This is a genomic window from Arthrobacter sp. AG1021, assembly GCF_003633665.1.
Classification (GTDB): Bacteria; Actinomycetota; Actinomycetes; order Actinomycetales; family Micrococcaceae; genus Glutamicibacter; species Glutamicibacter soli.
On sequence record NZ_RBLB01000007.1, the window covers coordinates 207,338 to 232,131 of the forward strand.

The 24,794-nt window shown below is 58.1% G+C and carries 24 protein-coding genes, 1 tRNA gene and 2 pseudogenes; 12 read left to right on the forward strand and 15 right to left on the reverse strand.

Annotated features, from left to right (window positions below; all coding sequences use genetic code 11):
* Window positions 1-51: 51 nt before the first annotated feature.
* Together DFO58_RS06420 and DFO58_RS06425 are read right to left on the reverse strand one after the other, a co-directional pair.
* Window positions 52-1,674: a sodium/solute symporter gene (locus DFO58_RS06420; protein WP_181728037.1), complete on the reverse strand. Its 1,623-nt coding sequence runs from the start codon at window positions 1,672-1,674 to the stop codon at window positions 52-54.
* The gene (locus DFO58_RS06425; protein ID WP_047121042.1) at window positions 1,671-2,018 is read right to left on the reverse strand and encodes a DUF485 domain-containing protein; all 348 of its coding nucleotides are present in this window, start codon (window positions 2,016-2,018) and stop codon (window positions 1,671-1,673) included. The genes DFO58_RS06420 and DFO58_RS06425 overlap by 4 nt, the downstream gene beginning before the upstream one ends.
* Before the next feature lie 211 nt (window positions 2,019-2,229).
* Between DFO58_RS06425 and DFO58_RS06430 the strand changes: the two genes are divergently transcribed.
* The 4 genes from DFO58_RS06430 to DFO58_RS06445 are packed head-to-tail and all read left to right on the forward strand — an operon-like array spanning window position 2,230 to window position 6,053.
* Window positions 2,230-3,411 (forward strand): sensor histidine kinase, encoded by a 1,182-nt coding sequence (locus tag DFO58_RS06430; RefSeq protein WP_053797620.1) that lies wholly within the window; start codon window positions 2,230-2,232, stop codon window positions 3,409-3,411.
* A gap of 49 nt (window positions 3,412-3,460) precedes the next feature.
* Window positions 3,461-4,177 (forward strand): LytTR family DNA-binding domain-containing protein, encoded by a 717-nt coding sequence (locus tag DFO58_RS06435; RefSeq protein ID WP_047121040.1) that lies wholly within the window; start codon window positions 3,461-3,463, stop codon window positions 4,175-4,177.
* A 15-nt stretch (window positions 4,178-4,192) separates the two neighbouring features.
* Complete coding sequence (locus DFO58_RS06440; protein WP_053797619.1) at window positions 4,193-4,585, forward strand: hypothetical protein; 393 nt, start codon at window positions 4,193-4,195, stop codon at window positions 4,583-4,585.
* A 43-nt stretch (window positions 4,586-4,628) separates the two neighbouring features.
* Window positions 4,629-6,053, forward strand: a complete 1,425-nt coding sequence (locus DFO58_RS06445) for a cation acetate symporter (RefSeq protein WP_053799343.1) — start codon at window positions 4,629-4,631, stop codon at window positions 6,051-6,053.
* A 98-nt stretch (window positions 6,054-6,151) separates the two neighbouring features.
* Here the strand turns inward: DFO58_RS06445 and DFO58_RS06450 are convergent, their stop codons facing one another.
* From DFO58_RS06450 to rpsB, 6 genes are all read right to left on the reverse strand, one after another.
* A complete protein-coding gene (locus DFO58_RS06450; protein ID WP_047121039.1) occupies window positions 6,152-6,724 on the reverse strand; it encodes a DivIVA domain-containing protein in 573 nt (190 codons plus the stop codon).
* 151 nt (window positions 6,725-6,875) lie between these two features.
* On the reverse strand, window positions 6,876-8,078 hold the full coding sequence (locus DFO58_RS18735) for a phosphatidate cytidylyltransferase (protein WP_286163502.1): 1,203 nt from the start codon (window positions 8,076-8,078) through the stop codon (window positions 6,876-6,878).
* Between the two features lie 50 nt (window positions 8,079-8,128).
* On the reverse strand, window positions 8,129-8,686 hold the full coding sequence (frr, locus tag DFO58_RS06460; protein WP_047121038.1) for a ribosome recycling factor: 558 nt from the start codon (window positions 8,684-8,686) through the stop codon (window positions 8,129-8,131).
* A gap of 77 nt (window positions 8,687-8,763) precedes the next feature.
* Window positions 8,764-9,486, reverse strand: coding sequence for a UMP kinase (pyrH, locus tag DFO58_RS06465; RefSeq protein ID WP_047121037.1), 723 nt, complete (start codon window positions 9,484-9,486; stop codon window positions 8,764-8,766).
* 192 nt (window positions 9,487-9,678) lie between these two features.
* A complete protein-coding gene (gene tsf / locus DFO58_RS06470; protein ID WP_047121193.1) occupies window positions 9,679-10,515 on the reverse strand; it encodes a translation elongation factor Ts in 837 nt (278 codons plus the stop codon).
* 141 nt (window positions 10,516-10,656) lie between these two features.
* Window positions 10,657-11,472 carry a 30S ribosomal protein S2 gene (rpsB, locus tag DFO58_RS06475; protein ID WP_047121036.1) on the reverse strand — a complete coding sequence of 272 codons (816 nt, stop codon included), beginning with the start codon at window positions 11,470-11,472 and terminating at the stop codon, window positions 10,657-10,659.
* 202 nt (window positions 11,473-11,674) lie between these two features.
* On the opposite strand from rpsB, the gene DFO58_RS06480 reads away from it, so the two are divergent.
* Window positions 11,675-12,394 carry a M23 family metallopeptidase gene (locus DFO58_RS06480; protein ID WP_286163504.1) on the forward strand — a complete coding sequence of 240 codons (720 nt, stop codon included), beginning with the start codon at window positions 11,675-11,677 and terminating at the stop codon, window positions 12,392-12,394.
* A gap of 102 nt (window positions 12,395-12,496) precedes the next feature.
* On the opposite strand, the gene DFO58_RS18410 is transcribed toward DFO58_RS06480, so the two are convergent.
* The 4 genes from DFO58_RS18410 to DFO58_RS06495 form a co-directional block, all read right to left on the reverse strand.
* Window positions 12,497-12,603: transfer RNA gene (locus tag DFO58_RS18410), tRNA-Met, on the reverse strand.
* 262 nt (window positions 12,604-12,865) lie between these two features.
* Entirely contained in the window at window positions 12,866-13,354 is a 489-nt protein-coding gene (locus tag DFO58_RS06485; protein ID WP_147407202.1) for a hypothetical protein, read from the reverse strand.
* A 58-nt stretch (window positions 13,355-13,412) separates the two neighbouring features.
* Entirely contained in the window at window positions 13,413-13,991 is a 579-nt protein-coding gene (locus DFO58_RS06490; RefSeq protein ID WP_120989750.1) for a hypothetical protein, read from the reverse strand.
* Window positions 13,992-13,996: 5 nt separating this feature from the next.
* Window positions 13,997-14,542, reverse strand: a complete 546-nt coding sequence (locus tag DFO58_RS06495; protein WP_147407203.1) for a hypothetical protein — start codon at window positions 14,540-14,542, stop codon at window positions 13,997-13,999.
* A 93-nt stretch (window positions 14,543-14,635) separates the two neighbouring features.
* On the opposite strand from DFO58_RS06495, the pseudogene DFO58_RS06500 reads away from it, so the two are divergent.
* Window positions 14,636-15,846: pseudogene (locus tag DFO58_RS06500) on the forward strand (IS3 family transposase).
* A gap of 30 nt (window positions 15,847-15,876) precedes the next feature.
* On the opposite strand, the gene ltrA reads toward DFO58_RS06500, so the two are convergent.
* Together ltrA and DFO58_RS18870 are read right to left on the reverse strand one after the other, a co-directional pair.
* Window positions 15,877-16,842, reverse strand: coding sequence for a group II intron reverse transcriptase/maturase (ltrA, locus tag DFO58_RS06505; protein WP_286163505.1), 966 nt, complete (start codon window positions 16,840-16,842; stop codon window positions 15,877-15,879).
* Window positions 16,843-17,315: 473 nt separating this feature from the next.
* Window positions 17,316-17,990, reverse strand: a complete 675-nt coding sequence (locus DFO58_RS18870; protein ID WP_120989756.1) for an ISAs1 family transposase — start codon at window positions 17,988-17,990, stop codon at window positions 17,316-17,318.
* A 20-nt stretch (window positions 17,991-18,010) separates the two neighbouring features.
* Here DFO58_RS18870 and DFO58_RS06520 point away from each other — a divergent pair, with 20 nt between their 5' ends.
* The 6 genes from DFO58_RS06520 to DFO58_RS18170 all read left to right on the forward strand — a co-directional run bounded on the left by DFO58_RS06520 (window position 18,011) and on the right by DFO58_RS18170 (window position 21,945).
* Window positions 18,011-18,304 (forward strand): hypothetical protein, encoded by a 294-nt coding sequence (locus tag DFO58_RS06520; RefSeq protein WP_147407204.1) that lies wholly within the window; start codon window positions 18,011-18,013, stop codon window positions 18,302-18,304.
* 5 nt (window positions 18,305-18,309) lie between these two features.
* Window positions 18,310-18,903 carry a hypothetical protein gene (locus tag DFO58_RS06525; protein ID WP_120989760.1) on the forward strand — a complete coding sequence of 198 codons (594 nt, stop codon included), beginning with the start codon at window positions 18,310-18,312 and terminating at the stop codon, window positions 18,901-18,903.
* Window positions 18,904-19,022: 119 nt separating this feature from the next.
* The gene (locus DFO58_RS18160) at window positions 19,023-19,748 is read left to right on the forward strand and encodes a hypothetical protein (protein ID WP_147407205.1); all 726 of its coding nucleotides are present in this window, start codon (window positions 19,023-19,025) and stop codon (window positions 19,746-19,748) included.
* A 126-nt stretch (window positions 19,749-19,874) separates the two neighbouring features.
* The gene (locus DFO58_RS18165; protein WP_147407206.1) at window positions 19,875-20,528 is read left to right on the forward strand and encodes a hypothetical protein; all 654 of its coding nucleotides are present in this window, start codon (window positions 19,875-19,877) and stop codon (window positions 20,526-20,528) included.
* Window positions 20,529-20,594: 66 nt separating this feature from the next.
* Window positions 20,595-21,254, forward strand: a complete 660-nt coding sequence (locus DFO58_RS06545; RefSeq protein ID WP_120989768.1) for a hypothetical protein — start codon at window positions 20,595-20,597, stop codon at window positions 21,252-21,254.
* A gap of 46 nt (window positions 21,255-21,300) precedes the next feature.
* Window positions 21,301-21,945 (forward strand): hypothetical protein, encoded by a 645-nt coding sequence (locus tag DFO58_RS18170; RefSeq protein ID WP_147407208.1) that lies wholly within the window; start codon window positions 21,301-21,303, stop codon window positions 21,943-21,945.
* Window positions 21,946-23,331: 1,386 nt separating this feature from the next.
* Here DFO58_RS18170 and DFO58_RS06550 read toward each other — a convergent pair.
* Window positions 23,332-24,722: pseudogene (locus DFO58_RS06550) on the reverse strand (IS256 family transposase).
* Window positions 24,723-24,794: the final 72 nt, after the last annotated feature.

The window sequence follows — 24,794 nt, forward strand, 5'->3', positions numbered from 1 at the left end:
AGTGGCTGATCCCGTCCGCATCGGTTTTCCGCTAGGTGATTGAGCAGAAGGCTAGTGGTCGACTGCCTTCTCTGCACCGACACCGGTCAGCGAGCGAACTTCCATTTCCGCCGCCTTCTTGGGATCCTCGCTTCCCGGATCGGTGATCGAGCCCAGCCAGCCGAGCAGGAATGCCAGCGGGATGGAGACGAGGCCCGGGTTGGCCAGCGGGAAGATCGAGATATCGATGCTCGGGATCATCGAGGTTGCCGCACCGGAGAAGACCGGCGAGAAGATGATCAGCAGGATGGCCGAGCCCAGGCCACCGTACATCGACCAGACTGCACCGCGGGTCTTGAAGCCCTTCCAGAACAGCGAGTAGAGGATGGTCGGAAGGTTGGCCGAGGCGGCTACCGCGAAGGCCAGCGCCACCAGGAAGGCGACGTTCTGGCCCTGGGCACCGATGCCGCCGGCGATCGCGAAGACGCCGATGACCAGTACGGTGCGACGGGCAACCTTCATTTCCTTCTCCGGGGTGCTCTTGCCCTTGGAGATGACCGATGCGTAGACATCGTGGGCGAAGGAAGCAGCTGCGGTGATGGTCAGGCCGGCTACCACCGCCAGGATGGTTGCGAAGGCCACCGCGGAGATCAGGCCCAGCAGCAGCGTGCCGCCCAGTTCGTAGGCCAGCAGCGGGGCTGCGGAGTTCACGCCGCCCGGGGCGGCCTTGATCTTGTCCGGGCCGATCAGGGCGCCGGCGCCGAAGCCGAGGACCAGGGTGAACAGGTAGAAGGCCCCGATCAGCCAGATGGCCCAGACGACCGACTTGCGGGCTTCCTTGGCGGTTGGCACGGTGTAGAAGCGCATCAGCACGTGCGGCAAACCTGCGGTGCCGAGCACCAGGGCCAGGGCCAGGGAGATGAAGTCGAGCTTTGAGGTTTCGGACTTGCCATACTGCATGCCCGGGTTCAGGATCTCAGGGTTGCCAGCCACTTCGGCGGCCTTGCCCAGCAGCTCGGAGAAGTTGAATCCGAACATGGCCAGGGTCCACACGGTCATGATCAGGGCGCCGGCGATGAGCAGGCAGGCCTTGATGATCTGCACCCAGGTGGTGCCCTTCATGCCGCCGACCAGGACGTATAGGATCATCAGCGCGCCGACGATAACGATCACCAGCGACTGGCCTGCCTTGGAGTCGATGCCCAGCAGCAGGGACACCAGTGCGCCGGCGCCGGCCATCTGCGCCAGCAGGTAGAACACGCACACCGCGAGGGTGGAGATCGCCGCGGCGATGCGCACGGGACGCTGCTTCAGGCGGAAGGAAAGCACATCTGCCATGGTGAACTTCCCGGTGTTGCGCAGCAGCTCGGCCACGAGCAGCAGGGCAACCAGCCAGGCCACGAGGAAGCCGATGGAGTACAGGAAGCCGTCGTAGCCGTTGATGGCGATGGCGCCGACGATGCCCAGGAAGGATGCCGCCGACAGGTAATCGCCGGCGATGGCGGTGCCATTCTGGGTTCCGGTGAAGGAGCGTCCGCCGGCGTAGTAGTCAGCGGCGGTCTTGTTGTTCTTGCTGGCTCGGAGCACGATCACCAGGGTGACGCCGACGAAGGCTACGAAGATGGCGATGTTCACCAGCGGGTTGCCGACAGTGGTCTTCTCAGCCGCCGCCGCAAGGATGGTTAGGTTGTTCACTGATCTGCTCCCTGGTTCTCCAGACGCTCACGGATCTTGGTGGCCTTCGGATCGAGCTTCTTGTTGGAGAAGCTCACGTAGGCCGCGGTGATGGCGAAGGTGGACACGAACTGCAGCAGGCCCAGGACGATGCCCATGTTGATGTTGCCCAGGACCTTGATTGACATGAAGTCGTGGAAGTAATCGGCCAAAAGAACGTAGGCGAAATACCAGACCAGGAAGAAGATAGCCATGGGGAATACGAAGCTGCGGTGGGTGCGGCGCAGTTCCTGGAATTCCTCCGACTTGCTCTCCGCCACGAAATCAATGTCGTCTTCGACATTGTGGTGGGGATTGGCACTCATGATGCCCTCCTTGTGCGGGTGGTTGGATGATTGAAACCTGATGTGATGCAAGGCACATCTCGACTGTGACTAAGTTCACTATCTGCGAAAGTTCCGTCCCCGACTAGGGGTTTGGGCCCAGCCATGGCTCAGCGGAGCAAAACCTGCGCCCAACGGCACATCTATCGACGACAAGCGGTCGGGCAACGGGTTGTGACCTTAGGATTGATGTATGTCCCCAGCCCTGCAGATCACCCTCATCGTCACCATCGTGACGGTCGGCATTGCCGTCATCGGGTATTTCGGATTCAAGATCTCCCGCTCGACCAAGGAGATGGGCACCGACGCGGAGGAAGCGACCTTCACCACCCTGCACCACATGTCCGTTGCCGTTCCCCACCTGGAACGGGGGCTGACGGTGGAAGGAGCCGCGAAGAGCGCCAAGGCGCTGCGCAGGCTGCTGAACTGCCCGGTCCTGCTGATCTCCGACACCCGCAACATCCTTGCCACGGATGCCGGCATCGAATTCACCGCGGATCTCGAAGAGCAAGCTTGGGAAGCATTCAGCACCGCGCTGGCCACCGGCAAAACGCAGGTGAAGCGGCTCTCCGGCCAGGATTTCGTGGCTGCCCCGATCATGGTGGGAAACCAGCCGGTGGGTACGGTGACCGCCCTGACCCCGCGTGCCGGGGCTGGATTCGTCCGCGCCGTCTCGGAGGTGGCGGTTTTCGTCTCCGCCCAGGTCTCCACCGCGCAATTGGATGAGAACAAGGCGATGCTGCTCGAAGCGCAGATGCGGGCCCTGCGCGCGCAGATTTCGCCCCACTTCATCTACAACTCGCTGAACGCCATCGCTTCGTTCATCAACACGGATCCAGCCCGCGCCCGCGAGCTGGTGATCGAATTCGCTGACTTCACCCGCTACTCCTTCCGCCGCCGTGGGGAATTCACCACCCTCGCCGAGGAGCTGGAGGCCATCGACCGCTACCTGCTGCTGGAAAAGGCCCGCTTCGGCGACCGCATCAAGGTGTCTTTGCAGATCGCCCCGGAAGTGCTCTCGACCAGGATCCCGTTCCTCTCGTTGCAACCGCTGGTAGAAAACGCGGTGCGCCACGGCCTGGAAGCCAGGCCCGACGGCGGGGTTATTTCCATCACCGCTACCGAGGACGGGATGCACGCGGTCATCAGCGTGGAAGACGACGGTGTGGGCATGGATCCGGAGCAGCTGTCCAGCGTGCTGGCAGGCACCACGGTCAACATGCATGTGGGTCTGCGCAACGTTGACGTGCGGCTTCGCCAGCTCTACGGCAATTCGAACGGGCTGATCATCGACACCGCGCCAGGCGCAGGTACGCAGATCACCTTGCGCATCCCGAAGTTCCTGGCTCCGGGCACGGCATCGATCGACGAATGAATTCCATGGGTCCCGAAGGCAAACACAACAGAAACGATAGAATCAACTCATGATTAATGTGGTTGTCGCCGACGATGAACTTCCGGCAGTGGAAGAGATCGCGTTCCTCCTGAGCCAGGACTCCCGGATCGGGAAAATCCACCGCGCAACCTCTGGCGCCGCGGCGTTGAAAGCGCTGGAGGAAAACGAAGTGGACGCGCTCTTCCTCGACATCCACATGCCCGCGCTCTCCGGCCTTGATATCGCACGGGTCATCTCCCGCTTTGCCAACCCGCCGCTGGTGGTCTTCGTGACCGCCGACGAGGACCAGGCCTTGGAAGCCTTCGAGCTCGCCGCGGTCGACTACGTGCTCAAGCCCATCCGCCCGCAGCGCTTGGCCGAGTCCGTGCGCCGCCTGTGCGAGCTCGTAGAGGAAGCCCCCGCCAAACCCGAAATGATCACCGTGGACCAGGGCGGCATCACCAAGCTCATCCCCCGCGGCGACATCGCCTACGTCCAGGCCCAGGGGGACTACGCGCGCCTGCATACCAAGGACTCCAGCTATCTGATCCGCGTCCCGTTGAATGATCTGGAGCAGCAATGGGCGGAGTCTGGTTACGTGCGCATCCACCGCTCCTACCTGGTGAGCATGGACAAGATCGAAAACGTCCGGCTGCAGACCGGCAAGGCGGCCGTGCTGGTCAACGGGACCGAGCTGCCGATCTCCCGGCGCGCCCTGCCCTACCTGCGCGAGCGCCTGGCCGCCAACCGCGTCCGCCCGCTCTAGGCCCGGCGTGATTCCGTGAAGCGCGACTCCCCGGAGGCTCCCCTGCCTGGACGCTTTGCCCAGCAGCGTCCGCAGCGGGTACGCGTCCAGGCTCCCCAGAATGCCTCGCTGACCGTTTCCGCGGTCAAGCCGGAACATACGGCCCAGGAATTCTACGTCCAGCAGTTGATCCGCTCCCAGTTGCGGCTGGCCTGCGCCGTGGCCGCAGGGCTGCTGGCCATGCTCGTGGGCATCAGTGCGCTGCTGGCCCTCTGGCCGACGGTCTATGAATTCACTTTGTGGCATATACCCCTGCCATGGTGGATTCTCGGGGTGGGGATCTATCCGCTGATCATCGTGGCCGGCATGCTGTTCAACGGCGCGGCGGCCCGCAATGAAAAACGCTACCGGAGCATCAGCCGTGATTAATCTGCTTTCAGCCCTGGCCTTGGTGGTGGTCTGCGTGACCACCATGCTGATCGCCTTCCACGGGCTGCGCCTGTCGCGCACCACCAGCGATTTCTACGTGGCCAGCCGCACCGTGCGCCCGTGGTGGAACGCCTCGGCCATCGGCGGCGAATACCTGTCGGCCGCCTCTTTCCTGGGTGTGGCCGGGCTGATTGTGCTCTCCGGCCAGTCCGGGCTCTGGTTCCCCATCGGGTACACGGCTGGCTACCTGATGCTGCTGCTGTTCGTCGCCGCGCCGCTGCGCCGCTCGCAGGCCTATACCATCCCCGACTTCGCCCAGATCCGCTTCGAGGAATCCAAGTCGCTGCGCAAGATCACCACCTACCTGGTGGTGGTGATCTGCTGGCTGTACATCGTCCCGCAGATGCATGGGGCGGCCCTGACCCTGTCGATCGCCACCGGGCTGCCCGGATGGCTCGGCCCGGTGATCGTGGCTGCGGTCGTGTGCATCACGGTGGTCTCCGGCGGCATGCGCTCGGTGACCTTCGTCCAGGCTTTCCAGTACTGGTTCAAGCTGGCGGCGCTCGTGGTCCCCACGATCTTCCTGCTCATCCAGGTGATCCCAGAGCAGTCCAGCACCGCGCGCCTCGACAGCATCGCGACCCAGCTGGAATCGGTGGCCGGGCTGAACCTGTACGAGACCATCTCCATCATCCTCGCGCTGCTCTTCGGCACCCTGGGCCTTCCCCACGTGCTGGTGCGCTTCTACACCAACCCCACCGGGCAGGCCGCACGTTCCACTACCGTGATCGTGCTGGGCTTGCTCTCGGTGTTTTACCTGCTGCCCACCACCCTCGGCGTGCTGGGTCTGCTCTACGCCCCGCAGCTGGGCGGCAACGCGGAGACCGACGCCACGGTGCTCCTGCTGCCCTCGGCGGTGCTGGACGGGTTCCTGGGCGACGCGCTGACCGCGATCGTGGTCGGCGGCGCCTTCGCCGCGTTCCTGTCCACCACCTCCGGGCTAGTGGTCTCGCTGGCCGGGGCGCTGTCCCAGGAATTCTTCGCCGGGACCGTGCGGGGCTTCCGCATCTCCACCGTGCTGGCCACCGCCCTGCCGGTATTCATCGCGGTGGTGACCAGCTCGCTGGCGCTGGCCGGAGCGATCGGCAACGTCTTCGCTTTCACCGCCTCGACCATCTGCCCGCTGCTGTTGCTGGGCATCTGGTGGCGCTCGCTGACCGCCCGCGGAGCCATTGCCGGCATGCTGACCGGCGCGGCCGCCTGCGGCCTGGCACTGATGATTTCCAGCCTGCTGCCCGAGGTCGACACCCTCTGGTTCCACATGCTGCGCCAGCCGGCCGCCTGGAGCGTCCCGCTGGCCTTCGTGGTCATGATCGCGGTCTCCCGCGCCACCGCGCGCAGCGTCCCCGCCAATGCGGACCGCATCATGGCCCGGCTGCACGTTCCGGACCGCGACTCCGCCTTCTGATCCACCGCCCACCAGCACGTGGAGGGTGCAGAGACGCACAAGGCCGCCGGTCGCCGAGAATAACCCGGGCAGGCGGCGGCCTGTGAAGCTGTGCGGTGCTAGTCGATCGAGGCCATCAGCTCGACCACGCGGTCGAGGAACGCGTCGACCTGCGATTCCTCGTAGCCGTCGGTTCCGGTGGACGAGCGGAACTCCACGCGGCGCACGGTGTCCACTGACATCGGCACGTCCTTCTCGAAGTAGTCGATCAGCTGGTCGCACAAGCGGTCCACGTCTTCGACGTTGTAGCTCGAAGCGTTGGTGCGCGAGGGGCGGCGGAAGCGCTCCCCCTTGGCACGGTGCAGTCGCCCGCGCAGGATCGCCGCCAGGCGGCCTACCTGCTGCAGCCAGACTTCCTCGCCCTGGTGGGCGATCAGGTCGTCGCGCTCGCGCTTGGCGAAGACGTCTTCCAGCCGGTCCAGCGCGCCGTCGACCTCGCGGGCCTGGTAGCCGCCCTTCTGCGGGGCGAAGGTCGTGCGGCGGATCAGGTGGCTGGTGACCACGCTGTCGTCGTTGCCCCCGCCGTTGAAGGTGGCACGGGCGCGGCTGAGGAACGCATCAACCTGCTTGACGTTGTAGCCGAATTCCGAATCCGGGACCCGGGAAAACGGAGCATCTTGCTGCTGCGACACGACTGATCCTTCTTCTCTCGATAAAGTCAGGGGCGGATCGAGGTGATCCGCGATCCCTAGTTATTCTATGGCGTGAGCCAAGGCATGGGTTAAAAGCCACACCGGCGGGCGTCATCCATGGGAAAGGATCACACCGCGCCGGTGCTGCGGCCTATGACAGGGAAACACTCCATGTCAGCAAGTGGGAGATCAGGTAGCCCAACGGGACGACGAAGACCACCGAGTCCAGCCGGTCCATGATGCCGCCATGGCCCGGCAGCAGGTTGCTCATGTCCTTGATGCCCAGCTCGCGCTTGATCATGGATTCGGAGAAGTCTCCCGTGGTTGCCGCGATCGTGGTGAAGAACGCCAGGATCACGCCGGTCCACCATGGCATGTCCAGCCAGAAGTGCATGGCCAGGGCGCCGACCGCCATGGATCCAAGCATCGAGCCGGCGAAGCCCTCCCAGGACTTCTTGGGCGATATTTTCGGGGCCATGGGATGCTTGCCGAACAGCACCCCGACAATATAGCCGAAGGTGTCGTTGCTGACCGCCAGCAGCAGGATCGTTGCGATCAGCCACTGGCCGTTGGGCTCCTCGAGGATCAGCAGCGCGAAGGACAGCAACAGCGGGACCCAGCTGATGATGAACATGCTGCTCATCACCGAGGCCGCGGCCCCCTTCAGTCCCTCCGTCAACCGCACCAGCAGTGCGATGACCAGGCAGATCATGTAGGTGAAGCCCATGGCTTCCAGCCCGCCCCAGATCGCACTGATCGGAAGCATCGCCGAGGCGAGGAAGAGCGGAACCAGCGGGACCGAGGTCTTGGCGTGGGTGGTCGCACGGGCGACTTCCCAGCTGCCCACCCCGGCCAGGGCCACAATCAGTCCGACCAGCAGAGGCTCGTAGAGGAACAGGCCCGCGAGCACCAGTCCGAGCATGAGCAGTCCGACGCCGATGGCGGCCGGCAGGTTGCGCCCGGCCCGGGACTTCTTGGGCTCGGCCGGCGCGCCGACCAGCAGTTCGGTCGGGATCGAGGCCCGGGCGGCGTCCGGTTCACCGGTTTCAGCCAGGTCCTTGGACTCGCTGACCGGAGGGGGCTCGGCAGGACCTTCGACCTTGAGTTCCTCGGGAGGAACCGGAGAGCGGTCCTCTGCGGTGAAAGCCGCCTTGGCGCGCTGTTTGGCCTGCTGCGAGTCCACCGCGGCGCTCGCGGCTGGCATCCCCGGTTCAATCACCGGCTGCGGCGGGCCTGCGTCCTCGGGTTCGCGCGCGGCTTCCTTCTTGCCGCGGCGCTTGGCTTCCTTCTGCTGGGCTTCGTGCAGGGCTCTCGCCTCGCGGCGGGTCAGGGGTTTGGCTTCACCGGATGCCACTGAGGGCACCGCCGAAGCCGTGCCCTCAGTGTGATCTGTCGAGCCTGGCATTAGACTTCCAGCAGCTCGGCTTCTTTGTTCTTCAGAATCTCGTCGACTGCGTCAACGTGCTTCTTGGTCAGTGCGTCCAGATCCTTTTCACCGCGGTTGCCCTCGTCCTCGCCGATCTCGCCGTCCTTGACGAACTTGTCGATGGCGTCCTTGGCCTTGCGGCGCAGGTTTCGCAGTGCAACGCGGGCATCCTCGCCCTTGGCGCGGGCCAGCTTGACGTACTCCTTGCGGCGCTCCTCGGTCAGCACCGGAAGGGTCACGCGGATCATCTTGCCGTCGCTCGACGGGTTGGCGCCGACCTCTGGATCACCCAGCGCCTTTTCGATCTCGCGCAGGGCGGTCACGTCGAACGGGGTGATGGTGATGGTGCGGGCCTCTGGCACGGCGAAGGAAGCCAGCTGCTGCAGCGGGGTCGGCGAGCCGTAGTAGTCCACCATGACCTTCGAGTACATGCCAGGGTGTGCACGGCCGGTGCGGATCGTGGCGAAGTCTTCCTTCGCGGCCTCAATGGTGCGGTCCATCTTTTCGGCGGTCTCCGCCAGGGTTTCGTCAATCACCGGTACTCCTCAAGTACTCATTGCTGTTTCCACCAAGGGAAAATAAATCTAGAACAATCCTATGCCACGTTCACCGCTTATGCGGTGACGGTGGTGCCGATTCGCTCGCCGCGGATGGCGCGGGTGACATTGCCCTCACCTTCCATGCCGAAGACCAGCATGTCCAGCTTGTTGTCCTGGCACATGGTCATGGCGGTCTGGTCCATCACGCGGATGTTCTTGACCAGCGCCTCGGTGTAGGTCAGCGTGTCGAGCTTGGTGGCGGTCGGGTCGGTCTTCGGATCGGCGGTATACACGCCGTCCACGCCCGACTTGGCCATCAGCACCTCGTCGGCGTCGACTTCCAGGGCGCGCTGGGCCGCGACGGTGTCGGTGGAGAAGTACGGCAGGCCGGCGCCCGCGCCGAAGATGACCACGCGGTCCTTTTCCATGTGGCGGATTGCGCGGCGCGGGATGTAGTTCTCCGCGACCTGGGCCATGGCGATGGCCGACTGCACGCGGGTCTCGACGCCGCACTGCTCCAGGAAGTCCTGCAGGGCCAGGCAGTTCATCACGGTGCCGAGCATACCCATGTAGTCTGCGCGGGAGCGGTCCATGCCCGAAGCCGACAGCTCGGCGCCGCGGAAGAAGTTGCCGCCGCCGACGACGATCGCCACCTCGACCTCGCCCACAGTCTGGGCAATCTGCTCGGCGATGCCGCGCACGGTCTTCGGGTCGACGCCCACCTTGCCGCCGCCGAAAACTTCTCCTGAGAGCTTGAGCAGTACGCGGCGACGCTTGGTTTCTGGGCTGGTTGACATGGGGTCTAACTCCTGCAGTTGGTAATTCTGTGGTGAGGGGATCATCCCGAGTCCCAAGCTACCTTGAGATCCGGGCTCGAGAAAAGGGAGGCGAGTCACCGAGTGTATGCTCGGTGCCCACCTCCCTTTTCTCTAGTGCGGCCGGCTAGCGGCCGCGAACACATTTCGTGCGATTGCCTTCGGCGGTGAAGCTTAGGCGCCTACGCGGAAACGAGCGAAGGCCTCAGCCTTGGTGCCGGCCTCTTCGAGAACCGAACCAACGGACTTCTTGGCATCCTTGGCGAAAGCCTGGTCAACCAGGACAAGCTCCTTGAAGAAGCCGGTCAGGCGGCCTTCAACGATCTTGGTCAGGGCGGCCTCTGGCTTGCCTTCGGCGCGAGCGGTCTCGTCAGCGATGCGGCGCTCGTCGGCAACCTTGTCTGCTGGAACCTCGTCGCGGGTCAGGTAGGTCGGTGCCATTGCGGCGGTGTGCACTGCAACGTCGTGGGCCACGGCAGCAGCAGCTTCCGAAGCGGAGTCGACAGCCAGCAGCACGCCAACCTGGGCAGGCAGGTCCTTGCTGGTCTTGTGCAGGTAAGCAGCAACGTGCTCGCCCTCAACGCGTGCTACGCGGCGGACAACAACCTTCTCGCCGAGGATTGCGCCCTCTTCGATGACGGTGTCGCCAACGGTCTTGCCGTCAACCTCGAAAGCCAGCAGGGTCTCGACGTCGGCTGCGCCCGAGGCGACAGCTGCGTCCAGGACCTTGTTGGCCAGGGTGATGAACTTGTCGTTCTTGGCAACGAAGTCGGTCTCGCAGTTGATCTCGATCATGACGCCGGCCTTGCCCTCGACCTTGGCGGCAACCAGGCCCTCGGCGGTCGAACGGCCTTCGCGCTTGGTAGCGCCCTTCAGACCCTTGACGCGGATGATCTCGATGGCCTTCTCGGCGTCGCCGTTGGCCTCGTCCAGAGCCTTCTTAACGTCCATCATGCCGGCGCCGGTGCGCTCGCGCAGTGCCTTGATATCAGCAGCGGTGTAGTTTGCCACGTGCAATCCCATTCAGCTAGGAGTTTCAAGTTAGTTTGCCCGTGGGACGGGTCGGATACCCAACCCGTCCCACGAGAGTGTGGAGTTTCCCTTCACAGCACGCTAGTGCCTAAAGGGAAACTCCAGAAGTCACGGAAGTGACTACTTGGCTTCTGGAGCCTCGGTCTCGGCAGCAGCCTCGGCCTTGGCCTTCTCGCCCTCGAGCAGCTCGCGCTCCCACTCAGCCAGTGGCTCAGCGGCGCCCTCGGTCTTGCCTGCAGCCTTGTTGTTCTTGGCAATCAGGCCCTCTGCCACTGCGTCGGCAACAACGCGGGTCAGCAGGTTGACGGAGCGGATGGCGTCGTCGTTACCCGGGATCGGGTAGGTGACTTCGTCAGGATCGCAGTTGGTGTCCAGGATGGCGACAACAGGGATGCCCAGCTTCTGAGCTTCGTCGATTGCCAGGTGTTCCTTCTTGGTGTCAACGATCCAGATAGCCGACGGGGTGCGGGTCAGGTTGCGGATACCACCGAGGTTGTTCTGCAGCTTGGTCAGCTCGCGCTTCAGCAGCAGCAGTTCCTTCTTGGTGTGGCCCGAACCGGCAACGTCGTCGAAGTTGATCTCTTCCAGTTCCTTCATGCGCTGAACGCGCTTGGAGACGGTCTGGAAGTTGGTCAGCATACCGCCGAGCCAGCGCTGGTTCACGTATGGCTGGCCAACGCGGTTAGCCTGCTCGGCAATTGCTTCCTGAGCCTGCTTCTTGGTGCCGACGAACAGCACCGAGCCGCCGTGTGCAACGGTCTGCTTGACGAAGTCGTAGGCGCGGTCGATGAACGACAGCGACTGCTGCAGGTCGATGATGTAGATGCCGTTGCGCTCGGTCAGGATGAAACGCTTCATCTTCGGGTTCCAGCGACGGGTCTGGTGGCCGAAGTGTACGCCGCTGTTCAGCAGCTCTCGCATGGTTACGACTGGCATGTCGCAACTCCTTTCAGCAGTAGCGGACCGGGCGCACAAACGCCCGCGGTAACTGCCCTAGTTGTTTGGGTTGTTGCAGATGTACATTGTGAACATCCGCCCTGGCATGAACCCCGGAATGCTTGGCATTCCGCACGCCGTCCACCGATTCTCTCGGACCACTGGAACGGCCGGCTTCCCCGCTTGCGCGAGGAAGAACTTCATGCGCGAAGTCAATTTCCTGCCCGGAGCATCCGATTTTGGACACACCTCTGACAGAAAACTGCACTTTTCAGTGTACTACACCCCCAGGGGCCGCTTCGCCCGAGAGCAAGGTGATCTAGCGCCCACCGCGCTGCCCACAATCAGCGGTGAATCCAACACTGGTCGGCCCGGGGCATCGCAGGGTAGATCCATGAAACCCCTTCGAGTACTCGCACTGATCCAACTGCTGATTTTGGGCATCATGCTGACTGCCGCGGGCACATCTGGCAACACGGCCGCACAAGGTTCCTTGCCCACAGCCGCCGCCCGCCCGGGATGGCAATGGCCGCTGGCCGGCGAGCCCGCAATCCTGACCCCGTTCGACAAGCCCGAACAGAAATGGCTCGCCGGGCACCGCGGTGTGGACCTGCGGGCAGCCGAGGACACAAGCGTGCTGGCACCCCACCGGGGAAAGGTCGCGTTCCGTTCCACGGTCGTGGACCGACCAGTGCTTGTGATCGACCACGGCTCTGGTTTTGTCACCAGCCTGGAACCTGTCAGCAGCGAGCTCGCGGTCGGCGCCTGGATCGAGGCGGGAGACAACGTCGGAACCGTGGCCACCGGAGCGCATTGCTCGAAGCGTTGCCTGCACTGGGGTATCCGACTCGATGGCGAATACATTGATCCGGCGCTGCTTATCAGGGATCTGCGGCCATCGATCCTGTTGCCTTTGCATTAGGCTTGCGCCGTTTCAACAGGACTGCAGGCAATTCACTGAAGACTTGAAACCGAAAAATCGCCCGGCGATCTGCTGGCGCAGATCACCGGGCGACCCGAGATGTAGGGAGTGACGGACTTGAACCGACGACCAAGGGATTATGAGTCCCCTGTAATGTGCATCTGATACCCATTTTCACACTTCTCTCGCGCCTTATCCGACTCTAACCTTACCGACCTCACTGGTTCAGCAATCACGCGCCAAATCATAAGAAACCCTTGTAGGTAAAGGGAAGTAGAGCCTTCACCTGACAGTTTTCACTCACATCTCATTGGTTCAATTCGTGTCCCCAGACACTCAAAACGGAGCAACGCCATTTTTCACCCAAAACGAACTGGGGACGATAGTAGGTTTTCTATCGTCCCCACTATCGTCCCCAGAATCCCTTAGACCAAGGGACTATCGTCCCCAATTATTTTCACTGACTGCCAGTTACATGGTTGTATAACCAACGATGTTAGAACCATTAGCAGGTAGCCCCCTGTCGAGTCGCATTGCGTTCTCGAGAGTTCGGATAGCGAGTGCAGTAGAGATTTCCTTGCCCATCAGCTCATCATGCTTCGAGAAGTCAGTGTCATTGCTTGCGGATTGATAGAAGTCCCTGAGCTGATCAACTAGAACCTCGTAAGCCTCTGTAACTTCATCGTTAGCTAGCATGATGACCTCAGCTTGCCTCAACTGGAACCGAAGTGCGTCAAGCTTCTTTGTATCGAACCGCTCGTTCTCATAGCTTGACTGGATAGCTTTCATGAACGCGAGCGCGTCCCTTAGAAAGGCAGAGTAGTGCCGTAACTTTTCAGTATTCAGCCACTGGCTACTCTCCCGAGCTTTCGTGTATTGATGAGTAAGTTGAAGCTGAGCGAACTGGGCTTCGCGATTCTTCTCATCACGCTTGGATTGCGCAATGTTATTGATGATCAAGCCACCCAGAGCCACAACTGCGGATATGCCAGCACCAACGATGACTCCTAGGAGTTCGCTACTTATCAACTTTTGGCTCCATACCCTTCGCCTTTGCCGTATACAGTTCCTCGAATCCCAAATCCTCACGCATAACATCAACAGCTTTATTGAGATCAGTTGTGAATTTATTGCGAAGCGACTCTCGATCTTTTGCGAGAGAGCCAAATAAGAAATCACCCTCATCCGTATACATTGAGGCAATATACCCACTCATACTGTTCCGCGTAGCAATGAGAGATGAAACGACCTTCCGTGGAGCGACAACCATAATCGGTGGGTTAGCTATCGTTTCGATTGCCGAGAGAACATCTTTGTTGAACGGTGTGCTTTGATCGAAAACCTTGTCCTTTAAGAGTTGCCCAGCGTTCATGATCGAGTTATAGGCTTTTTCCTTCTGCTCACGAATCCAAACCTCTCGCTCGTTGGCATGTTTCCTAACAGCGTCATCTTCTTCCCGTTGGGCTGTCCATGCGGCGTTATTCTCGTTAATCTCCTTCATCGTCTGATTATTGGAATGGTTGATAGCAAGATTGATGAGGGAGGTGAGAATCGTTCCGATCAGACCACCGATCAAGGCCGCAACAAGACTTTCCATGGTTATTAATCCTTCGACTCTGATTCTGGGATAGAGCTTTCGGCGGTGAGTCCTACTGATTGAGCATCAATATCTTTACGCATAGCATTTTCCAGATCTTGCAAAGCCTCAATCAGTTCTGACTGTTTTATGCTTGACATTTTCAGCGCCCGGTCAACTATATTTTTCGGCCTGTAATGAATCGTTGTAACGAGCTTAAGCATAAACTTGCTCATCACTTGACTTACATTTTCACTCGCAACGAGACGAACTTCGTGCACTGGCAGGGATCCAGCAATATTACTCATGCTTTGCTGTCCTACCTCATCATCTTCTTTGATGGATAGAACTCGCTTGTTAATATCAGTAGCCTGTTCGATGAACCTGCCATAGATCCGCATCATTTCAGAACGCTTCCAAACGACTTCATCTCGGAGCAGTTGACTATCGTTGTTGAGCTTGTCACGCTCGAGTGTTCGCTTGTGGTTTAGGTGTGCCACGACAAGATTCGCAACAAACGAAAGGACACCACCACCGATACCGCCTATCAAGGCCGCAACTACCGTTTCCATGGTCTGAGTAGATCACAAAAACCCCAGTATCGAATCTGATACTGGTGAGCTGTCATGATGTTGTGAGACACGCGTTCGTAGGAGAATGAGTGCATGTCCAAACGTCAGAAGTTCACCCCGGAGTTCCGCGCCGAAGCAGTCGAGCTAGTGATCTCCTCCCAGAAGAGCCTGGTCGAGGTCGCAGCCTCTCTAGGCATCAACGAAGGAACCCTGGGCAACTGGGTCCGTGCTTACCGCACTGAGCACCCCGAAGCGGAAAGCGAGGAACGCGGACCGGTGGAATGGGCCCAGTACGAGAAGCTACGCAAGGAACTGCTGGAGGTGAAACGGGAGAACGACTTTTTAAAAGATGTCAGCGCCTATTTCGCCTCGAACGGCAAGAAATAAGCGCAGTCTTCACCTTCATCAAAGCCCATACCGGCCAGTACCCGGTGAAGTGGATGTGCCAGAAACTGCAGGTTTCCAGGGCATCCTATTACCGGTGGCTAAACCCCTGCGAGGAGCTAAGCGAAGCCCAAGCACTGCGCATGCGCCGCACCGAACTGGTCCACACTGAGTTTGAAGCATCCAATCAGGTTGCTGGGGCCGGCCAACTGGTGGACTTGCTCCGCAACAACCAGAACATGCAGATTCCGAAGTCCACGGTGCTCTCGATTATGAAAGACTTGGGAATCCAGGCCAAACGGATGAGTGCGTTCAAAACCACGACGGTGCGTGACCACCAAGCGCGAACAGCGCATATCAAGAACCATATGGTCGACAAGCTCGGCCGGCGGGACTTCCGCTCTTGCCAGCCTGGGGCGAAGCTGGTTGGCGATATCACCTACCTGCGCACCGGAGAGGGCTGGCTGTACTTGGCGACGGTCATCGATTTGTATTCGCGTCAGATCGTGGGCTGGTCAATGGGCGAGAACATGCAAACTCAGCTGGTCATCGACTCCATGGAGCTTGCCGCGTCGCGGGGGTTTATCCAGCCTGGCAGCGTGTTCCACTCGGACCGGGGAACGCAGTACACCTCGGACGCGTTCCAGGCATGATGCGCTGCCCACGGCGTGCGGCAATCGATGGGGCGCACCGGGGTGTGCTGGGATAATTCCGTGGCCGAGTCAACGTTCTCGACCATCAAGAACGAAATGTACCATCACCGGGCATTTACCAGCAGGGTGGCAGCGCGGACCGCGGTGATGGAATACATCGAATTTTGGTACAACCGGAAACGACCGCATACAGCTAATGGAGGGCTCAGCCCCCAAGCAGTTCTGGACTCATATTGGGAAAGGAATTCTCTGGCCCTTGCGGCTTGAGAATAATTAGAAAAGATCAAAGATCGTGTCTCAGAAACTTGACCAGCTCATCATGCGCTTCCACGCCTTCGAAGCGGCCCGGACCCTGACCTGCCCTCCTTTGACGAAGTAGAAACCAAAACCCAGCAACGTAGCTACACTCGCCGGATTGACCACAGATTTCTGCCGATTCACCCTCAACTTCAGACGCTGCTCAAGGACTTTCGTCGCCTGAGCCAACACCCGCTCGGCAGCACGCTTCGACTTCACGAACACCCGAATATCATCCGCATAACGCACAAACCGGTGCCCCCTCGACCAGAATTCCTGATCAAAATCATCCAACATGATGTTAGACAGCAACGGCGATAAAGGCGACCCCTGCGGGGTGCCCTCCACCGTTTCCCGCCGGACACCCTGCGCCATGATCCCAGCCGTCAAATACTTCCGAATAAGCTTCAGAACCCGCCGGTCCTTCACCTTCCGCGCAACCCTGGACATCAGCACGTCATGGTTCACCCGATCAAAGAAGGCATCAAGGTCAACCTCGACCACCCACCGATACCCCTGCTCCATGACCGTGCGGGCCACCACAGCAGCATCATGGGCGCTCTTGTCCGGCCGGAACCCATAAGACACCGGCACAAACCTCTCATCGAACATCGGGGACAAGACTTGCGCGAGAGCCTGCTGGATCAACCGATCCAGCACGGAGGGAACACCCAGCATCCGCTGACCGCCATTAGGTTTCGGAATCATCACCTGACGCACCGGCAACGGCACATATGTTCCAGCATCAAGCGCCTTCCGGGTCTCTGCCCAATGATCCTGGCACCATGCACGCAGTTCCTGCGCTGGGAGCCCGTCAACACCGGCAGTACCCTTATTCCGCTCAACACGTTTCAATGCAATCAACAGATTGCCTCGCGAGAACACCTGCTCCCACAAATCAACCTGTTGATCCCTGAGCCCTTCCCCACTGACCACCGGTTCACCACTACGCCAGGGCGTCTGCAAAGTCAGTGAGCCGCACCCAACCCAATCATGGCTAGCACCGTTCCGGGCTGATTCCGCAGCCTGCGCGTAGCCCTGGCCAGATTCCGATGACCATTCAGCTTCAATAAGGTGATGGCAATGTTCCGCAGTATTGCCATCACGTGCGGAGCATTCCCTTTCCCCACTTGAGATTTATCCTCGCTCCACGTGACGTCCCGCCGCCAATGCAACCCATTCTCGATGCCCCAATGGCCTCGGATCAGCCCACCAATCGCCACGGGACCAGCCAGATGCGTCGGTAAGGACGTCAACGCGTGAACCGTTTCCTTGTGCCACTTCGTTGCCCCTATTGCCCGGGATTTACGGGTGATCTGTAGTGCTTGGGCGGCATGAGGAAAGCTGATCCCGGTTGTGACCGTCGCGCACTTGATGGTACGGATGGTTCGGCGCCCATTCTTTGTTTCCACGCTCCGATGCCCGGCCGGCACGTGGTCTCACGGGATCTGCAGTAGTTCGTCCTGCAGCTTGGGCTGGTTGCCTTTCACAGTGAACACGAAATGTGCTCCACGAGCCTGCAAATAACGGGCGTGAGCGGTCTGTGTGTGCAGCGCATCAGCGGTGATGACCTTGCCTTTCAGATCCACGAAATGGTCGAGCAGGGTGGAGAATTGGGTGATCTCGTTCGTCTTGGTCCCCACAGGGACTTGAGCGCAGACTGCCCCGGTGTCCTGGTCGAGTGCGGCCAGCAGGTGCACGCGGTCTTGCCCGCCGTTCTTCGCGCCGCGGACTTCTTTGCCGTCCACCGCAATGGCCTCACCTGTGGTCAGTGCTTGGGCCCAGTTGGCAAAGAGGAACTCGAAGGTACCGGTGTCCAGGCGTTGGAAGACGCGGGCAATCGTGGTCGAGTGCGGGGCACTGATTCCGTAGTCGGCGAGCTGGTTCCTTGCGGTGTCGTGGGCCCATTCAGCGATTTCAACCAGTGTTTTTGCTCCGGCGATCACCGCGCAGATCATGATGACCAGGATGTGTGCCAGTGGGTGGCGGATTCCGCGTTTAGCGCGTGGATCAGGCAGGTCAGCGAAGGCTCGGAGCAGCTTTTTCGGGTGAAAATCTGTGGGGTCGTGTGCTTCAAATTGGTCAATGAAGGCGTGCAAATGAGACGATGACACGTAGGAACTCCTGTGTGCATGTGGGTTTGGTCATTCACATGTTTAACAGGAGTTCCGGTACCTTAAAAGGGTTTTCGTCGATCGTCTCAGATTTTAAGATGCTGGTTGGGCTTGACAACTTTGCAGACGCCCTGACCGATACCGACATTCTATATGTTCAGGGCGAGCGAGAAATGACTTTCACCTCGACTAAGGGCGAGAAGTTCGAGCTTTCAGCAATTTACTACATTGGCATGATTCCATCTGGTGATTCTTGGAAGATTGAAAACATTGGTTGGACTGCTGATACCGCTACTTTGAAAGCGGTGAAATAGGAACCATGTTTAAGAAACTTGCAACTTCGATAGCACTTGGAGGCTTACTGCTTTTCCCTGTTATGACGGCAACAGCTCCTGATGCCCAGGCCGCTGGTTGTGGTGTGGCAACACTTTGCGATGGTGGAGGAATCACGAGTCCACCAACTAACCCTGATAGTGGAGGGACACCATCGAAGCCACCAAGCGGAGGCGGTGGAGGCGGTTCCTCGAACGGTGGGGGAAGTGGTGGCTCAGGCACGGGAGACGGCTCAACATGGCGCATCGAATACAAAGCCCCATCAGGTTGTTCGGTCAGAGGCGACGGTGCAAAACCAGTCAAGCTCAAAAAGAGCTTCCGCGAGATATACAGGAATACTGACGAGAAAACTCCACCAGCGGGAGGTGGATGGAAGTATGAGGGCTACTACAACAGCATTGGCAAGCACGCTTGGAAGAAGTTTAAGCTCATGTCCACTGATTGCTTATATGGATCCGCGTATGTCAGCAAGGTGATTACCTGCAACATCAGTAACTCTGTGTCGTTGGATAAGGTTCGCCCAGACAAGAAAACCCTCAAATCAGTCACTAAAAAACTGGCTTCCGCGAAGGGTCATTGAACTACAACTCGTGCATTTCCAGTTCAGGCGCAGTTCAAGTATCCGTTCCAGTCACAGAATATGGAATGTATTCAACTAAGGTCTGGAAGCGTGCTCAGAAGATGACAATCCAAGTCCCTGTGACTCGCAACGAATACACAGGCACTTTCGACAAGCTCAAAGTGGTTGGTGTTAGCCCAGCATTCAATACAGCTCCTCGCGTAGGCATGACAGGTTCACTGGATTGCAAGAATGGTTGGAAGAGTCCGTCACTGAATGCTCCGAGCTTCTGGACTGATGCAGGTTGCGAAGGTAGTTACCAATCCTCATATGTTTGCAAGAAGCCAGCCGTTCAGGTTGATGTATCTGATACGAAAGCTCGTTACTGGAAATCAGTGCCAACCAACCAGACTATTCAGATGATGCGTGATGGGGAGCGTCGTGAAGTGAAGTTCTCACAGGAAATCTCTGGTAAGAACATCACAGTGAAAAGCATCAAGACACAGTTCACTCGAAGTGGAACTTCTTGGGATTCAAGCCAGAAGCTCAACAAGAATCTCCTCGAGATGCGAACCACCTCTGGACTGGGACTCAAAAACGCTGGTGAGACTGGTGTTCAAAATGGGAATGTATCAAGTGTTTTCGTGATGGGTTACCAAGCATCAAACCCTAACGGACAGACCAAGATTGGACAGAAGCTATCTTGGACTGGAACAAAGAAGGTCAAGTCCATCAAGATAACCTCTGTTGATTCCGACAAGGGAACGGTTACCACTCAGAGCACCACAGTGACAGTGCCAACCTCGGGAGAATGCAAGCAGGAGATCGGACTCCAATACATTCGCTCGATTGGCGATGTGCAGTAGTTGCGGATGAAAGCGTCCCCGCCAACCCCACTGAAACCTTCTCTCAGTGGGGTTGTGCTATTTAATCGGAAGTGAGTCAGGGTTCGCCCTGAACAAGTCCACCGTTCACCCAACAGAAAGTAGTCTGTGAACACCGCATTAGTCTTACTCGCCACGGTTCAGGACACTGCCCCGAAAGAGCCAGAGTCGCTTAATTCATCCTCGGCGCTGTTCAGCGTCGTGCTCGCAACAGTCTTGTCGCTCATTTCCGTATCAATCACGAACTGGTTGAATAATCGTGCCAATGCCAAGACTCAGCGGGAAAGTCAGGAAGCACAACTCGCTCGAGAAAAGCTTAGTCAGGAAGCTCAACTCGCTAGGGAGAAGCACCTGCTCGAAGCTCAGCAAGATGGGTTGCAACGGCAGTGGGAGAACTCTGAACGCTTGAAGCATTATGGAGTATTCCTTGCAAACATTCACTTGTTGTTTCGGCAGATCACTCATCACTACACCACACAACACATGAGCACTGATTCGATTGACAAATTGCGTTCAAACCTCAGGAATCCAAATGTTGTCATGCTGGCATCTGACAGGACGATGGAAACCTTTGAGCAGGTGGTGAAGCGGTTGGATATCTACTACAAACTTGCCAAAGCTAGTCCAACAACAACTCAGACTCGGTTCGATGAGGTAGGGAATGACCTGAGTATTTGGATCCGAGATCTGGAAAATATCATGCGACAGGACTTTGGATACTCGATTCTCCTTTCTAATATTCTCCCGTCAAGTAAACTCTAAAAACTAGACCTCTGAACCCTCGTAGCTAAATCAGGCTCCGAGGGTTCTTGGTGTTAAATGAAAGCTATGCTCATCTCTTCCATGCTCTATCTAGTCGCTGAGACGCAATCCTCTGGTGGCGGTTCCAGCGGATCACCTATATTGTCCGCAGTCATCGGCGGTGTTTTCGGAGCACTCATCACTGCGATCATTAGCTTGGCGAACAATTATTCCACCCTTCAAGCTCAGCGACGAATTACTGAGCAAACTCTCGAAGCTCAATCTGAAATCAATGAGTTGAACGCGGGTTGGCAAGCTCAGCGTGAAGCTGATGAGGCTGAGCGAAAAGCCGAGCATGAGCATCAAGTTTGGAAGCGCACGCGAAAGGAAACTCTGTATTCGGACTATCTGATTGCTGTCGAATCCTTGTCCAGCGTGAAGTTCATCGGAGCCAGCGATGAATCCCAAACAGAGATTGTCGAACACTTTGATGTTATCCTCCGTCCAAACTTGCTTGTGATTGCCTCTAAGCCTGTGGTTGATGCTGTGCTAGCGACTCGTGAAGCTTTCATCGGCTATGTTGATGAACTCCACAAGGTGAATAATCACTATTTTGAGGGAGAGGAAACTGAGGAGACTGCAAAGTTGTTTAAGATTTATAAGAAGACAGCAAAAAGCGTGTCGAATGCAATGAGGGAAGATCTAGGTATTGAGAAGCTTTATGACGAAAAGACCAAGAAGAAATAATTCCATCCCCTTGGGTCTATGGCATGCAAGTGAGTTGAAATAACATATGCATACCTCGATCTTTATTATTTCTCAAAGCCTACGTGCTCAAACCTCACCTCAGGTATCGAACAATGCATTCCTCGTAATCCTCGGTGGTGTGATTGGTGCAATTTTGACGGGTGTAGTGAACTTGATTATTGGGCATCTAAACCATAAGCGACAGGTTAGGCGTGATACCACGGCCGCTAGCCAACAGATGCTCATGGCAAGGTTAAGTGCTCAGGCTCAGGAAAAGCGTGAACAGCAGAACTGGTTGCGCAACGAAAAGTTAAGCTTATACAACAAGTTTGCTCAGAATGCACAAGAATTGATGGGTGACGCACTGGATACTAATCTGCCGAACCTAACAAAACGATCAGACAGACTACAAGCCATGAAAAATGTTTCGATTTATAGTCTAAAACTTGTAGCAAGTGAATCTGTGAATCAAAAGGCTGGAACTTTCTATCAATCACTTTATAACCATCTTATACCCATACCAGAGGACAAAATAGAACGAGCAATTTACAGTAGTCGCCGTAAGACTGCGGATTCGCTCACTAAGTCTCTCAGGGAACTCTTAAACGAAATGCGAGAAGATCTGGGTTCACCTAGGATTTCACAGGACTTCAAGTGGGTTATTGATGACGAACATGACAAGTCCAACTAGTCAGGCATGGTCAAATAATAGTTATGCTCATCAGCTTCGTTGCCACCACACTGGCAGAGTCAACCCAAACCCCAGCTCCACCGCCCGACAACCCTTTTACTCAGAGTGTCCTTCTGTCAGGTTTGGTCGCGGGTGTAATTGCAGGAATCATCAGTCTCACTGTTGCTTCCATGAACCATCGCAATGAGACACGAAAGTGGCTGAGAGAAGAAAAGTTAAGAATATATACGAAGTTTCTTGACAACTGTCGTGATTTTATTGAGCAGACCGCCCTCGTATTCAAGGATGGGAATCTCACTCCTGACGAACGGTATAAGAAGTTCCTTAGCCTAAAAACCAATGAGATTCGACTGCTAGGAAGTCGAAAAGTAGTCGATGCTTACAGCCGTGCAATGCTCGAACTCGGAGCGTATTGGCGACTGGTCAAAGACAACGGGCTTAACCATGAACTACATCAGTCACAGGTAGCAAGAACGAGCCTTTCAATAGACCAACTTGGAACCTACATGCGAGCTGAACTGCAAGAAGCTATACCGTTCTTTGTCAGGCTGTGGAACTGGCTTATTCGTAGTCTCATCACTAATCCTCGTGATGAGCTGAAACGACATGCCACACTGACACTCACAAAGAACCGGCGAACCAGAGCACTGAGAAGGAATCGTCGCCAGCGAAGGCGAATCAGTCGTATTCGACGCAAAGCAGTGCGGAAGCAGAGGCGGAGGCTAGCCAAAGCATCAAAGTTAGACGCATAAAGAACCCCCGTATGGATTAGATTCCATACGGGGGTTCTTGTGGTACGCCCGGCATGGGCATTCACTTGGAGGTGAAAGTCCTCTGGCCGAGAAGGTGGTTTAAGGCCTAGCCAATGGCAACTGCGTCACCGCGAGGTGGGGTGGGAAGGAAGCCGGAGGCAAAACCCTGCACTGAGGAACACGAACCACATAGAAGGCATATTCGTCGGGGTAAGCCAGCAAAAGATGGTGAAGCCCGTCCCACCAGTTTTGTTCCATCAACAAACGGCGGATGTGTAAATGTGGCAGGCGCAGGGGGAAAGTGAATGTTCTTATCCGGGGAGGTCTGTCCCAGTGCGTCACCAGCGTTAGCTGGTGGAGCGATCCTGTCCGCGAGGACGGGATTGATGGGACAGAAGTCAGCAGAGGTCATAGTACCTGCCTAGGAATTCACTTCGGGTGTGGAGCCCGAAGGTAAGCCCGAGTTCCCTTATAGGGTTCGTTGACGGAGGCGGGGAAGGGCTGAACGCTGGGAATTGAGTGTCTGAAGCATTGATGCTCGTGTTGACCGCGGTAATCGCAGAATACCCACGGAGCCTGTCAGAGTGTTTGTGTAAGCCCCTAGTCACGTCCGTTATTCAGGGCTTCGTAACACTCACTTCAAATACGGCTCGATGCGCTCCGGATAGGCCATGGCCAGCTGCTGCAACGCCTGCTTCCAGCCATTCGTCCCGGCCCCTTCCACCAGATGCGACCCGGCGCCGGCCCTCGGGGTGCGGCCCTTCTTCTGCGCATCCTTGAACCGCTCCCTGGCCCGCTTGCCCTCGATATTGCAGATCGCCAGCCACAGCATCTTCACCGCCGCCGCATCGGACGGGAAGTGCCCCCGGGACTTGGTGACCTTGCGCAACTGGTAGTTCATCGACTCAATCGCATTCGTCGTGTAAATGACCTTGCGCAGCTCTGGGCCGAACTCCAGGAACGGGGTAAAGCGTTCCCACGCGTTGCGCCAGGTGGCCACCGCCGACGGATACTTCTGCCCCAGCTCGGACGCTTCGAAATCATCCAACGCCTTCGCGGCTGATTCGATGCTCGGGGCCGTGTAAATGCTCTTCAACTGGGCGCTGACCGCCTTGCGGTCACCGTAGGAGACGAACCGGTTCGCCGCCCGGATCAGGTGCACCACACAGGTCTGCACGGTCGCCCGCGACCACGTTGCCTCGATCGCCTCGGGGAAACCAGTGAGCCCGTCGCAGCAGGCAATCAGGACATCCTTGACTCCGCGGTTAGCCAACTGCGCGCAGACACAGCGCCTGCAAATTTCGCACCCTCGTTCTCCGTGACCCACAGGCCCAGCACATGCTTGACGCCTTCCACAATCACGCCGATGGCCATATGCGCGGCCTTGTTGCGCACCTGGTGCCCGTCACGGACCTTGACCACCAGCGCATCCAGATAGAGGATCGGGTAGAACTCTTCCAACGGGCGTTCCTGCCAGGCGGCAACCTCGTCGAGCACTTCGTCGGTGATCTTGCTGATCGTGTCGTGGGACAGCTGGGTGCCGACCGTGGTTTCCAGATGATAGGCAATATCCCGCACCGTCATGCCGCCGGCATAGAGGGAGATGATCATTTCATCCAGGCCGCCGGTGCGGCGCGAGCCCTTGGGCACCAGCGTCGGGGCGAAGGTACCGGCCCGGTCCCTGGGGATCTGCAGGTCAATATCCCCGGCCACCGTGGACACGGTCTTCGGATAGGAACCGTTGCGGGAGTTCGGCAGGAGCCGGCCGTGGGCCTCGCCTTGCTCGTAGCCCAGGTGGCTGCTCAGCTCGGATTTCAGGCCGCGTTCCAGGCCGGCACGGATGATCTGTTGGATAAACCCGTCTTTGCCGTCGAGCTGGATTTCTCCGCGGTCGATGAAACCCATGAGCTCCTCGAAGGCCCCGGAGTCCTTCACGGCGTCCATGGATCCGAGGGCTGCGATCTTCTCGGCGACGTCGGAGGCGTTTTCCATGCTCTGTTCGGCCTGGTCTTTCTGGATGGTCATATCGTGTTTTTCCTAGTCTCTTTCTATCAATTGACTAGGGGTCTTACACAATCAGCCTGACAGGCTCAGTTT

Bases quoted from the DNA above. Each gene is read 5' to 3' on its own strand.
- DFO58_RS06425 (WP_047121042.1), bottom strand. From the start codon at position 2,018: ATGAGTGCCAATCCCCACCACAATGTCGAAGACGACATTGATTTCGTG.
- DFO58_RS06430 (WP_053797620.1), top strand. From the start codon at position 2,230: ATGTCCCCAGCCCTGCAGATCACCCTCATCGTCACCATCGTGACGGTC.
- DFO58_RS06435 (WP_047121040.1), top strand. From the start codon at position 3,461: ATGATTAATGTGGTTGTCGCCGACGATGAACTTCCGGCAGTGGAAGAG.
- DFO58_RS06445 (WP_053799343.1), top strand. From the start codon at position 4,629: ATGCTGATCGCCTTCCACGGGCTGCGCCTGTCGCGCACCACCAGCGAT.
- pyrH (WP_047121037.1), bottom strand. From the start codon at position 9,486: ATGTCAACCAGCCCAGAAACCAAGCGTCGCCGCGTACTGCTCAAGCTC.
- rpsB (WP_047121036.1), bottom strand. From the start codon at position 11,472: ATGCCAGTCGTAACCATGCGAGAGCTGCTGAACAGCGGCGTACACTTC.
- DFO58_RS06480 (WP_286163504.1), top strand. From the start codon at position 11,675: ATGCGCGAAGTCAATTTCCTGCCCGGAGCATCCGATTTTGGACACACC.
- DFO58_RS06490 (WP_120989750.1), bottom strand. From the start codon at position 13,991: ATGGAAAGTCTTGTTGCGGCCTTGATCGGTGGTCTGATCGGAACGATT.
- DFO58_RS06495 (WP_147407203.1), bottom strand. From the start codon at position 14,542: ATGGAAACGGTAGTTGCGGCCTTGATAGGCGGTATCGGTGGTGGTGTC.
- DFO58_RS06525 (WP_120989760.1), top strand. From the start codon at position 18,310: ATGTTTAAGAAACTTGCAACTTCGATAGCACTTGGAGGCTTACTGCTT.
- DFO58_RS06545 (WP_120989768.1), top strand. From the start codon at position 20,595: ATGCTCATCTCTTCCATGCTCTATCTAGTCGCTGAGACGCAATCCTCT.
- DFO58_RS18170 (WP_147407208.1), top strand. From the start codon at position 21,301: ATGCATACCTCGATCTTTATTATTTCTCAAAGCCTACGTGCTCAAACC.